Origin of the sequence: Bacillus sp. FJAT-26390 (genome assembly GCF_001682865.1) — a bacterium.
In the GTDB taxonomy this organism is placed as follows: domain Bacteria; phylum Bacillota; class Bacilli; order Paenibacillales; family Paenibacillaceae; genus Pristimantibacillus.
Genome location: NZ_MAQX01000035.1, coordinates 15,643 through 27,670 on the forward strand (window position 1 = coordinate 15,643; position 12,028 = coordinate 27,670).

The 12,028-nt window shown below is 49.5% G+C and carries 15 protein-coding genes; 1 reads left to right on the forward strand and 14 read right to left on the reverse strand.

The window, feature by feature from the left end; all coding sequences use genetic code 11:
* Positions 1–45: 45 nt before the first annotated feature.
* The 14 genes from A7975_RS29285 to A7975_RS29340 form a co-directional block, all read right to left on the reverse strand.
* Positions 46–531 (reverse strand): hypothetical protein, encoded by a 486-nt coding sequence (locus A7975_RS29285; RefSeq protein WP_065387495.1) that lies wholly within the window; start codon positions 529–531, stop codon positions 46–48.
* Between the two features lie 21 nt (positions 532–552).
* Entirely contained in the window at positions 553–978 is a 426-nt protein-coding gene (locus A7975_RS29290; RefSeq protein WP_065387496.1) for a hypothetical protein, read from the reverse strand.
* Entirely contained in the window at positions 975–1,121 is a 147-nt protein-coding gene (locus A7975_RS34395) for a hypothetical protein (RefSeq protein ID WP_157265781.1), read from the reverse strand. The genes A7975_RS29290 and A7975_RS34395 overlap by 4 nt, the downstream gene beginning before the upstream one ends.
* 41 nt (positions 1,122–1,162) lie before the next feature.
* Positions 1,163–1,312: a hypothetical protein gene (locus tag A7975_RS34400; protein ID WP_176707837.1), complete on the reverse strand. Its 150-nt coding sequence runs from the start codon at positions 1,310–1,312 to the stop codon at positions 1,163–1,165.
* Positions 1,313–1,346: 34 nt separating this feature from the next.
* Positions 1,347–2,237 (reverse strand): hypothetical protein, encoded by an 891-nt coding sequence (locus A7975_RS29295; protein ID WP_053374320.1) that lies wholly within the window; start codon positions 2,235–2,237, stop codon positions 1,347–1,349.
* A 13-nt stretch (positions 2,238–2,250) separates the two neighbouring features.
* Complete coding sequence (locus A7975_RS29300; RefSeq protein WP_065387497.1) at positions 2,251–3,186, reverse strand: type II secretion system F family protein; 936 nt, start codon at positions 3,184–3,186, stop codon at positions 2,251–2,253.
* Complete coding sequence (locus A7975_RS29305; protein WP_255314606.1) at positions 3,179–4,597, reverse strand: ATPase, T2SS/T4P/T4SS family; 1,419 nt, start codon at positions 4,595–4,597, stop codon at positions 3,179–3,181. The genes A7975_RS29300 and A7975_RS29305 overlap by 8 nt, the downstream gene beginning before the upstream one ends.
* Positions 4,552–5,400 carry a CpaE/TadZ family protein gene (locus A7975_RS29310; RefSeq protein WP_065387499.1) on the reverse strand — a complete coding sequence of 283 codons (849 nt, stop codon included), beginning with the start codon at positions 5,398–5,400 and terminating at the stop codon, positions 4,552–4,554. The genes A7975_RS29305 and A7975_RS29310 overlap by 46 nt, the downstream gene beginning before the upstream one ends.
* The gene (locus A7975_RS29315) at positions 5,397–6,119 is read right to left on the reverse strand and encodes an SAF domain-containing protein (RefSeq protein WP_053374317.1); all 723 of its coding nucleotides are present in this window, start codon (positions 6,117–6,119) and stop codon (positions 5,397–5,399) included. Before A7975_RS29315 ends, A7975_RS29310 begins: the two co-directional genes overlap by 4 nt.
* A 246-nt stretch (positions 6,120–6,365) precedes the next feature.
* On the reverse strand, positions 6,366–6,716 hold the full coding sequence (locus A7975_RS29320; protein ID WP_028609438.1) for a type II toxin-antitoxin system PemK/MazF family toxin: 351 nt from the start codon (positions 6,714–6,716) through the stop codon (positions 6,366–6,368).
* A gap of 3 nt (positions 6,717–6,719) precedes the next feature.
* On the reverse strand, positions 6,720–7,001 hold the full coding sequence (locus tag A7975_RS29325; protein WP_028609437.1) for a CopG family ribbon-helix-helix protein: 282 nt from the start codon (positions 6,999–7,001) through the stop codon (positions 6,720–6,722).
* Between the two features lie 221 nt (positions 7,002–7,222).
* The gene (gene alr, locus A7975_RS29330; protein WP_065387644.1) at positions 7,223–8,416 is read right to left on the reverse strand and encodes an alanine racemase; all 1,194 of its coding nucleotides are present in this window, start codon (positions 8,414–8,416) and stop codon (positions 7,223–7,225) included.
* Positions 8,417–8,564: 148 nt separating this feature from the next.
* Complete coding sequence (locus A7975_RS29335) at positions 8,565–9,794, reverse strand: outer membrane lipoprotein-sorting protein (protein WP_053374316.1); 1,230 nt, start codon at positions 9,792–9,794, stop codon at positions 8,565–8,567.
* A gap of 222 nt (positions 9,795–10,016) precedes the next feature.
* Positions 10,017–11,081 (reverse strand): M23 family metallopeptidase, encoded by a 1,065-nt coding sequence (locus A7975_RS29340; protein ID WP_082198535.1) that lies wholly within the window; start codon positions 11,079–11,081, stop codon positions 10,017–10,019.
* Positions 11,082–11,293: 212 nt separating this feature from the next.
* Between A7975_RS29340 and A7975_RS29345 the strand changes: the two genes are divergently transcribed.
* The gene (locus tag A7975_RS29345) at positions 11,294–12,028 is read left to right on the forward strand and encodes a response regulator transcription factor (protein WP_065387646.1); all 735 of its coding nucleotides are present in this window, start codon (positions 11,294–11,296) and stop codon (positions 12,026–12,028) included.

Consider the following 12,028-nt stretch of genomic DNA (forward strand, 5'->3'; position numbering starts at 1 on the left):
TAAATAAGTTCCCTCCCCTTATTACATCAATTATCCAGTTTCCCGTCAACCTGCAACGAGCTCGGCAGCCCCCTTTATATTCCATTCAATTGCGTCCAAAACACGAAAGGCACGCGGATAAGCGATATGTACGATCATAATGACGCCCGGCCGCTTCAGCGTGACCTCATAGTTATAGGCATCATTTCGATAAGCATAAGGAAAAGTTTGATCCGCATTCACGATTTTAAATACGGCAACATATACGCGCTCCTTCAAAAATGATTCCGGCAAAGGGACGCCTCCTGCGTCCAGCTTTAGGTTCTCCTGCAAATATAAAGCCGCTGCATTTGCCGCCGCATCAGGCTCCAGCCTTAACAAGCCTTCGCTAAGCGCTGCCGGATCAAGCTGCTGCGCTGCCGCATGCGCAGCTCGATTAACCGCATGCTTGCCTTGAAATAAAGCTTTCATGGCAAGCTCCTCCTCCACTTGCAGCAGATGAATCGAAATCCATACCGTCATCATCACTACGATAAGCAGCAGCTTGTACATCGATTCACCCGCTTCCTTCTATCATGGCACATATTCGCTCATTTTCATTCCAAATGCCCGCATCCGCTCATCTGGCATTGGCGGCGTCAAACCAATTAATCGGTCAATTTCAAATAAATTCTCATACGGATAGCTAATCGTTAGCGAAATGCCTGTTCCCCGAATTAATGGTGCATTCGGATCGGAAGCGGCTAGCCCGCTAGTTGCAGCAAGCTCAAAGGCGATGTCGTCAGCCCGCATGCCAAATCGGGCTAGACGCTGCCTGGACTGCTCTTGCATTTGCTCGCTGATGTAGCCATAATTTCCGCTTGCTCCGATTTCCAGTAAATAATCGACCTCCTGCTGCAGAACGGCTTGCCTGACGATGAAAACATGCTTGTAAATAGGAGAGAACATAATCCAGCATAATAGCGCTGCAAACAAGACAAAAATTAAAATTTGCTTCATGGGTCTATTCCTCTTATGTGGTCGCTGATTGAGCCGCCCGCTCCATCGATCTGCTGCTTCATCCCGCCGTCGCCCTCTGCGACCGATTGATAAAGAAGAATGACGGTAATAAGCAGCAGCATCGATACGAGTATTCCCCGCATATATGGACACCTCCGCACATTTGCAACTACAAGTCCCCAGCCTATGGGAGAAGCTCGCTGATACGCGTATTAGCCGAAGTGCCTTGCGACGTAATTTGGCTTCTAGTTCCTGTCGTGTCCTGGGCGATGATTGTATTGAATAGAACAATAACGACAACAAGCATCATGACCGTCATCAAAATATTGCGCATGCTACCACCTCCTTTCGTATGCCATCACCATTCGTTAACTAAGGGACTGAAACAGCTTCTGCCCCTCTCTCACCCACGGATAAATAAACACCTGAAAGGTGTACAAAATCGGGATGCCTGCGATAATAAACAAGAAATAAGAGGTTGATTCCTTACGGCTTTCCTTAGCTAAATCGATTTTTTGCTTGTAATCCTCAATCCGTACGCGCAGCAGCTCATAGTATTGCGGACTCTCATGCAGGCGCAGTGCGTCTAGCGTTTCTACAAAGCTTAAGCCTTCATCCGTTCCGAGCCTTTGCTTGAATCGCTGCAGCGCTTCGCCTGCATCGTGATACCATTCGGCAAGAAGCTGCTCCAACTCATGGCGCATCGTTTTCGTAAAAGGGATGCAGCGCAGCAGCTTTGCATGGAGATGCAGCGAGGAATCGGACAGGTAAAGCAGCTGCTTGCTCACTGAAAATATTTCTTTGGTCACCTGAAGGGCGCGCAGCTTATGAATGGATCGCAGCCACACGAGGTCGATAGATAAGAACAGCATGGCAAGCAACAAGCCTGGAACGATGTAGGTCATGGGGACAAATGCATTTATTTGTTCATGCCATACGGCGGCAAAAAGAATGAGCCCTTGGGCAGCAAGCAGCAAAAGCCGCCTCGCGATCACGTACCACGCGGCGTCCGCCGTTACTCCGCAGCCCGCGAGCAGCAGCTCTCTTTCCATGAAAGAGGAATGCTGCCTCGATATGCGAAGCAGCTTAAGCCATTTTGCCGGCGCTTCCTTCGTTCGCCAGCTCAATACGGCCAGATGCTTCCACCGGGCTGGCCGCTGCGGCAAAAGCTGCAGCATCGCATAAATCGCCGCTGCCCCGAATACATACTGGCCTATCATCAAAACGAGGCGAACCATATGCTCTGTCCAAAGCGGCATTTGCTTTCTCCTTTCACATCTTTTTGCGCGAGAGCCATAGCCCCATCAGAAACGAAGCAAAAATGAGTACCATCGCATTCAGCAGCATATCTCGTCCCTCGGCATCAACGATGTAGTAATAGTAGGAGTTATCCTTGTTATAACGAAGGTTGATTCCGATAAATAAAGCGAGGAACAGCAGCGGCGAGAAGTTCGCGACGCGTATTTCCAGCAATCGATTCCGTTCCTGCTCATTCGCGCGTCTCGCCTTGCGCATATCGATCAGAAGCTCCTTCAAGCTGTCTGTGACGGGCACACCCTCTACAAGCGCCACTCGCAAAATATTAACGAAATAGTCCGCCCAAACATGGCCTAGCGATGCGGCAAGCAGTCTCAGACTCGCCTCATCGTCGCCTCGAACGGACAGGTTGCGATAAAGCTGCTCAAATACCGATTGCATCGGTCCAAGCAATCTTCTCTCCTCCACCGTACGCTGCAGCGCGATCCGGATCTGCCGCTCGCCCGTCACGAGGTAGCACTGATAAAAAAGCTCAACCGCAGGCAAAAAATCCATTTGCGTCTGCATCCGTCGATGGATGAGCATCGTCATCAAAACCGTATAAGGCAAGGCGCCCAGCACGCCGCCGAATATTAAAGTACCTTTTACGCTTTGAAAAAAAACACCGCCTGACGCGATTCCTGTAAGCAACATCAAGCCGGATAGATAAGCAAAGGCAAGCGGCGTCATCTTCAATTGGAGCGTTTCTAATCGTTCAGCCAAATGCTGCTGAAGCCATTCCAGCCGTTTAAACCGTGCAATCAGCAGCTTCCGCCAGTCTCTACCGGCTTGGTATGACAGCTTGCTTCTGAGCTGCTGCTCCCTCGACCAAATTAAAAACAGGTTGTACAAAGCGATAAAAAACAAACAAAACAATAAAAATGCCGCCGCTGCTGTCGAAAGTTTATTCATCCGTATCACCCCCATTATTGGTTGCCAGCTTCGCTCTTGGCGATGGGGGAGAAGGGAACAGCCAATCATCCTTCGCCTCGTCGAACCGTACCCAGTCTCTCACGAAGATTTGCCCAGCCTCCCAGCATAGCTCGCCAATCCTGCTGATTACCCGCCGTCCGCCAAGATAGCTCATTTCAATGCCTATCTCTGTTACATATTGTGTTATTCGTTTGGAGAGGCGCTCGGCATTCATTCCCCTTCCATCGAGCATGCACATATCCGCAATCGCCTCCGGCACATCCTCAAGCCTGTTGGCATGGACAGTCGTCATGCTTCCAGAATGGCCGCGCGTGCAGGCACGAACGTATATATTCGCGTCCACGTCGCGTATTTCGGCATGGATGATTCGCTGCGGCGACTGCCTGAGCGCGAGCTTAAACGCCTGGTCTGAGCGATGATAGGAATCCTCTTCATCCGCCATGTATTCCACTATATTTTTACTTGGAAAATCACGTCCGAGCATCATCTCGAATCGGCCTTCGATCGTAATGATCCGCTCCTCGTCCGGAAGCTCCGCGATCATCGCCTTCATCAGATTGGTTTTGCCTGAATTGGTTGGCCCAATGATGACAAGGTTGAGCCTTGCAGCCAGAATCGCTCTGAGCAACCGCTGCACCCGATCGTTCATCGTCCGATAAGCAGGCATGCACAGCGTCGCCAAGCTAAAGCTGCGCACGGTGTAGAAGCGGATCGTCAAGGTTGGGCTCGCCGTAAAGCCAAAACCGGTCATCGTCACCCTTGAACCGTCTTGCAGCATGACCTCGGCCCATCGCTTTCGCGGATTGATGCGATCATTATTGTAGAGAACCAAATTTTGCTGGATGCGCTCTACTTCACGAATGTTGTCAAATCGGAAAGGAGACGGCGTCGTTAATCCATTCTTCACGATGAAGATCCGCTCACCAACAACTTGTATTTCCTCTAGTCCCTCCTTGTCGGCTAGCACGAGCTCTAGCACGCTTAGGCCGATTACTTCTGCAAACAATGCTTCAGCAAGCGATTGAAAAGGATGCTGCACATTTACGGCCCCGTGGATCCGCAGCCTTATCAAGCGGTCTGTAATGACTGCGAGCACCTGCTCACGCTCCTGCGGGTAACCAAGCACGGCACGATTCAGCGTCTCGCTGTATTGCCTGCGTTCCTCCTCGCCTAGCCCATGAGGAGCGCTTAAATAGGCTCTGATATCGTCTGCAAGCTTGGCGAACTCGCCTTGCGCATCCGCGCTCAGATAGGGAACCTCCGATGCCGCCGCTTCGCTGCTCAGCTTCTCCGATTGCATTTGCGCAGCAAACTCCGAGGGTGAAAAACGGTTTTGCTGCGCCGTCACGAGCTTGTACCGCTGCGATGCGCAAGCAGCTTCCGATACCACGGCTGAACCGATCTCGATGACGACATCCCCCGAATGCCGTGCCGCTTCATAATCGCATGAGCCGGCTCCCGCATCGTTTGCTTCCCTTCCTCATCCTCCTTCAGCCACTGCGCATAGGTACCGTTGTCCAATTGGCTGAAAACCGGCTCGCTCAATTGAATCTGGCCAAGCGCAGACGTTCCAAGCTCCTTGCAAATATGCTTCATCTGATAACCTCCATTTCTCCAGGGACTATTGATGAGGACTGATTCGTATTGCCGAGGCGCAACCCCGAATAACGGGGATACCTGGCCTATCCAGCGCTTGCCGTCCTCTTGAAAATGCGACAAGGCCGGTGTGGTAACGAGAATTCGCGATCCCGCTCTGCGCAGCGAGCATATGGTAGCCGCATTGTCCCAATAAGCGCCTACGTCCAAAACAATAAGCGAGAACGCCTGCTCAGCGATCGTAAGCAGATGCTCCGCTTCCTCCGGCGTGAAATACTCGGCTTGATCCCTCATGAGATTGCCGAACAGCACCTGCAGATTAGACTGGCCGGGCACAGGGTAAGCAGCTCTGCGCAGCTTATCCGGCGTCAGCGTGAGCGAGCGCAGCTCCGGACGAAGCTTATCCAGCGTAACGAGCGGCTCATCAACGCCTATATAGCGATGGATCTTCGCGCTTTTGAGATTGAGGCATAAATAGCCGATTGGCTTGCCGCTTGCTTCCGCTATCCGGTAAGCTGCTGCAAACGCCGCTGTCGTCGTTCCAATATTGGGCGTTGTACCAATAAAAACGGCTATAGGCGCCAAAGCTTCGCTCACGATTCATCCTCCCCGCCAGTTAACAGATCAAGCGACAAAGGGCTGTAAGCAACGACCAGCTTCAACTCGCCGCTCTTGCATACGCTATCCAGCTTCAGCCATTGCTCCTCCGACAAATTAACGTTTAAGTAATCGATCATCCCGTTAGCTTCTCGCCTAGAAGCATACATTTGCTCCTTGTTGCCCTCGGCCAGCGAAAATAAATTCGGATTGTCCATATTGTCGATTTCCACATTGCCCGATGTCTTTACCGAAGCTACCGTAACCGCTTCTGGGAAAAGCCGCATAGAGGGCGAGTTCTCTCCCGATGCATATAGCAGCACCTTGTCACCCGCTCTAATTCCGTTTGATATCGAGCGGATATATTCCTTCGGAATTTGAAAGGTCGATTCGGTTCGCTTGGGCTGCAAATAAAAATCGTTGACCTTCCAAAGCAATAGCGGCTCTCCCTTGCCTAATGGGATTGCGGTCTCCTTGCCGACAGCTAGCTCCAGCTTGTTGACCATATCGGAGACAAAAGCAGCCTGCGGCACCATTCGATACTCCAGGTCGCTTTCCTTCAGTCGCTCGCCCGCTCCGATAAACCGTTTCGGAACAAGAACGGCGACCGTCTCCTCCTTCTTGATTTGAATCCGCTGCAGCTCATACATGCCATAAACCAGACTTGCCGATAATACGGCGGCCGTAATGCTAATAATCGCATTCCGTCTCCTCTTCATCTCCACTCCTCTCTGAGCATAAAAAAAGAACGCACCAGCAGCCATCTAAGGCGTACCGCGTGCGTTCTTCGCATAATAAAGCTCATATATAAGGTTAGCTATACGTATTTGAGTTCATAATAGCAAATTGAACTTTCATTTGTCTATCATTTTTTTCCTTATTTTATCAATTTTCAACGAAAGCCGACAAAAAAAGCCATTCGGCAAGAGGAACCCTCTTCAAGACGCCAAATAGCTTCCATTTTACTAAAAATCAATTAATCCAACGCTAATCAACAAAGCATCGTCAACCTTACGCATCGTTTCGTCATCCAAATGCGTAATTTTGTCGGTGAGGCGCTGCTTATCAATCGTTCGAATTTGCTCAAGAAGCACAACGGAATCACGATCAAATCCATGGGCTGCCGCATCCATCTCAACGTGAGTAGGCAGCTTAGCCTTTTGAATTTGAGCGGTGATCGCAGCTACGATGACCGTAGGGCTGAAGCGATTACCAATATCATTCTGAATGACCAGTACGGGGCGAACACCGCCCTGCTCCGATCCGACGACTGGCGATAAATCCGCAAAAAACACATCTCCGCGTTTTACAATCAACCTCTACACCCCGCTAACGAGACGGCCTAACGTATGATCTGCTTCTTCCTCCGCTTGAAAAGCTTCCGAGGCCATGTTCAGGTTTATTTTCGCCATTTCCATATACCCGCGCTGCATGGATTCTCGAATTTGACGTTTTTTGCGCTCCACCAAATACAGCTTCATGGCTTGCCGAATAAATTCGCTGCGGTTGGAGTTTTCCTTAGCAACAATCCCGTCAACCTCTTCCAGCAAATGATCTGGCAGGCTAATCATGATTCTTTTGGTATTTTGTACATTGGCCACCGAACTCGCACCCCCAAAACTTTTCCAAAACCATAATACTCATTATGACAATATATTGCCGTCGCTATACTTCAACATATCTATGATCGCCGTATATCAAATATGCTGTATGTTTTCATGTATAGTCCTTATAGATGATCTACCTTACTACATTCGTGGGATTTGGCGAAAATCCTCTTCTTTTACGAAATAATGCAAAATGAAGATTTTGCTAATTTGATTTAAATCAGTGATAAGGAGTTATGAGTTGCCATTATTTGGCCTCCGCTGACGTATACGCGAGGCAATCGTCCGGCAAGCATGCAAATAACCTCATAATTAATCGTACCAAGCTGCTCTGCCATGTCTTCCACTGTAATAAACGAATCACCCTGGCGGCCAATAAGCACAACCTCTTCGCCCGGCTCAACCGGCAATGGTGCCGCTTCCGTAACAGCAGGATCAAGCGCTATCATGCATTGGTCCATACAAATGGTGCCAAGCACCGGTACTTTCACGCCGCGAACTAAGGCATGCGCCTTGCCTGAGAGCATTCGGCTGAAGCCGTCAGCATACCCTATCGGAAGCGTTCCGATACGCTCTTCTCCTTCTGTTACATAACGCGTGCCGTAGCTGATTCCCCAGCCCGCTGGTGCTGTTTTGGCCATCACGACTTCTGTTTTGAGCGCCATGACAGGCTCAAGCTCAATACGCTTCTGGTTAACCTCGTCAGACGGCAATAAACCGTACATACTGATACCTAGCCGCAGCATGTCTCCTGCATAATAGGGTGTGTCTATGCCCGCTGCGCTGTTTGCCGCATGAATAATCGGGATAGGCAGACCCTGCCGTTCCACATATTCAGCTACTTCACGAAAACGGTCGTATTGCAGCTTCGTATAGTTTTTGTCAGTCTCATCTGCGCGGGCGTAATGCGTAAACATCCCTTCGATCTCAAGCTGCGGTACTTGCAAAGCTTTCTCGATAAAGGATATTGCTGCGTCCTTTCCGATCACGCCAAGCCGTCCCATGCCGGAATCGATCTTGATATGCACCTTAAGCTTGCGTCCGCTGCTATCAGCGGGCAGCTTGGCGGCTGCCTCCAAAATGTCATCTCTAAACAAACTGATCGTCACATTGTGCTCTCTTGCAACAGACAAGGCATCCGCAGCCACGAAACCTAACACGAGAATCGGGGTTTGGATGCCTGCATTCCGTAATTGCAAAGCTTCATCAAGAAAAGCGACTCCAAAATAATCTACGCCAAAGCGTTCCGCTTCACGCGCCACTTCCACCGCGCCATGCCCGTAAGCATTCGCTTTGACCGAAGCAAGTAGCTTGCATCCCTCCGGAATCGCATCGCGGAAAGCCTGTAAGTTATGTCGTAATGCATCTAATGACAGTTCAACCCTAGTAGGGCGATAAAACGAATCCAAGCCTTTCACCTTCTCCTCATCTGGCAGCCATAACAGTCCGAGCAGCAAACATCAATAGCAATAATGTTATACGTTGCTGCTGCGACTGTCAATGAAACGAACCCCGGAAATGGCTAGTACGTCTTGGAAATTCGGCTGTTTTCCCGCTTTATTTCCCGATTTCACCCTGTACCGATTGCGCGACCTTAATCATTTCAGATTCAGGCAGATTCGCGCTTGTCAGCCTGAATTGATGGCCTTCGTAGGTCCAAGTGAGCGTTTGCTGCTCATCGCCGCTGAGCTGACCCATCGTGAAGCCCAGATCTACGAGCAGACCCGGCACATACGATGCCGCTTGATCTTTTGGCTCCGTTTGAATGAGCGTGTAGCTATAGTCGCCTGTGAAGCGAGTCATTAGACCCGGATTGCCGCCAAATACGATGTCAACCAAGTCTTGCTGCGTTACGCCGTCAGGTGTATACGTAGGCGTCATCGCCGCAAAATCGGCAGTTGCATCCGGTTTTGCTCCGGTCGCAGCATCGTCGCCTTCCTCGGTCGCATTGCCGCTTCCATTCGTTTGATCATCGCCAGTTACGGCGCTGTCTTCTTCTGTCTGATTGCCGCTGTTGTCAGGTGCTGCCCCATCTTCGTTTGCATTAACGCTTGCATTGCCATCCGTGTTGTTTGTTGCATTGCCCGATCCTGCATTATTGCCATCGCCATCAGGCAAAGTCATGGTCGGCTCTTCTGTTGATTGGCTGGAAGGAGCAGCATTCATATTCGCTTCCGTCTCGAATACAGCCTTATCAAATTTTGGCCCAAAATCAAACTTGTCGAATTTCACTTCAACCATAACCGCAGCATTGGTGTCGCTGACTTCGACCTGAACCGGCTTGTAATCCGATTTATTCAGCCAAATTTTTTGGCGGGCCAAGGAGCCGTTATTATAATTTGCCATTACGTCAAACACGTAAGCATTATCATCGATTACGAACTGGCGTGAATTATCCACTAGAATGCTTTGAATTAACGTTTGGTACAAGTAGACTTGGCCTTGGTTTTGCGGCCAATCGCTTTGGAAGCGGAACACTTTATTCAGCTTCGGAGTGAGTACGAATACGCCGTCGTCATTGCGAAGCACGATTTGTGTAATGTCCTTCTCTTCATTCGTCAGCTTAATCCGATAGTATTGCGGCTTTTGGTAGGATACCTCCACTTTATACTCAAGTGGCTGCTGTCCTGTCCGCAATGTCATCGTACCGCTTCCTTGATAGCTCTCCATGCTGTTTACTACCTTGTCGAGCTCCTTAACCACGGACTCGGCGTCCTTCGTTCCGCAAGCAGCTAATACTAATGAAAAACATAATAATATTGCCGCGGTCCATGTCATGCGACGCATGTAATCATCCCCTCTGCACATTGTTTTTTACTGGCTGATAACATGTCTATGAGGGGACTTGACCAAATATGCGGACTAGTTTGACAAGCATGACAAGCTCGGTGCTTTTTTTTCAAAAATGGCGATGGGCAACGATGCTGTCAAACAAAAAAAAGCCGCTCCTAAGCGACTTTTTTAAGAGATTCATATAAGGTAGCCGATCTTTTCCATTCGTAATATTTTCTACTTGGAGGACGTTAACGTCTCCCCTTGCACCGGATGGATTCCATCCTTCCAATTAATATTTATCGACTGTGACTCAAACAAATTCGCGCCGTTAGACACCTGAAAATGGAGATGGGCCTCACTGGAGTTGCCCGAATTGCCGAGCTTTCCGATTTCATCCCCCCGCTTGACCAGGTCGCCCACCTTGACGGAGACGGAGCCTTTTTTCATATGTGCCAAGGTGCTGAATTCATTCCCTCCGTGATCAATTACGACCGAATTACCGGCAGGAGCCTTCTCATTCATTACGCCTACGGGCTCATTATCCGGAATATCGTTCACGATGGCTACAACCTTGCCATCCGCTGGCGCAAGTATAGGTTCGCCAAACGCATAATAGCTTTCATTTTTTAATGGATCGCCTTTATAGGAGTACCCCTCCTTGCTCTTTACGATGTCGTATGCGTACCGCTGGCTTTCGTGCGCATAATGATAGTTGATAAGAACATTCTCTCCGCCCCAGATCACGAGCCAATCGCCACGGAGCGGCAAATCGTAAACGATTTTTGTCTTTTTCTCATCCGTTTCCGGCCAATTGGCAAGCTCCTTGATTTCCAGTCCCAAGATCGTGCCTTCGCCGTCAAAGACACCGGTAAGGCCGGTTGCTTTAGAATCGCTAACCCAGGTTAACATTTTGCCGCCATTATGCTGCAAGGAAGAAACCTGCTCAAAGGATTTGACTCCCTTCGTAAAATCGGCTGCAGTCGCAAGGAAATCCGCCTTAGACAATTGCGTCTGGAAATCTTTGCTCATTCGTTCATAGATCAATTCATATTTGCCTTCAAGCAGGGCTTGAGTCAAATCCTCCGGCTTCAAAGCTTCTTCCACTGGCGGAGCTGTCGCAGCTTGATTATCCGTTGCTTCAGACTGGGTTACAGCCGGACTGCCGGCCGGATCATTTTTTGTCACCGCGTTATTTCCCCCTCCACATGCCGTAATCAGAACTGCAAGCGCGCCTGCTGCCATAACCGTCTTGCTGATCGTAATAGCTCCGTTAAACGTACTGCTCCGTGCTTTCTTCATTTCTTATTCCCCGCTTCCTTCAAATCCAGTTTGTCTCGCTTATTTTAACAACTGAATCTTATGCCAAGCGAAACGCTCTATTACCTCACCCTTAATTTTCCACTTGCATGTGAGCAACCGAATTAAGCTTCCGTTAAGGCGGCGTTTCGTTTATGCCAAAAAATTCATGCTATGATGGAATAAACGATGATTTTGGCGAAGGGAATGAAAGAATGAACGATGCAGCTATTTTGCTAGTCGATGATGAGCAATCCATTTTAGAGCTAATGATGACTGTACTCCTCAAGGAGGGATATACGAATGTCGATACTGCCGCTACAGGCGAAGCGGCTATCGCTGCCTGCGAAGCAAAAACCTATGATTTAATCGTATTGGATGTTCACCTTCCAGGTCGCAGCGGAATCGACATCTGTCCTTTTCTCCGCCAAACGACGAATGCCCCGATCTTATTTCTAACCGCTCGGACGACTGACTTCGATAAGCTGACCGGCTTTGCCGTTGGCGGCGACGATTATATAACGAAACCATTCAACCCGCTTGAGGTCGTCGCGCGTGTCCGATCGCATCTGCGCCGTTATTTAGCAGCTCTAGAAATAGGGTCAAATAAGCACTCAGACAAAGCTTTCACGGTATACGATTATGGGCGTTTTCAAGTCGATGAAGCGGCGGGAGAGCTGAAGGTCGAACAACAAACGGTTGCCTGTCCCGCTCTCGTGTTCCAATTGCTGCTCTTTTTGTGCAAAAACCCAAATCGTATTTTCAGCAAAAGCGAGCTTTATGAATATGTTTGGGGCGAGGATGCCCTTCATGATGACAACACCATTATGGTCCATATTCACCGCATTAGAGAACGAATTGAGCCGGACCCGTCGAATCCGCAGTATATCGTCAATGTCAGAGGGCTTGGCTACAAGCTGATTCAAAATGAAGCAAGGAGTACCCTTTAA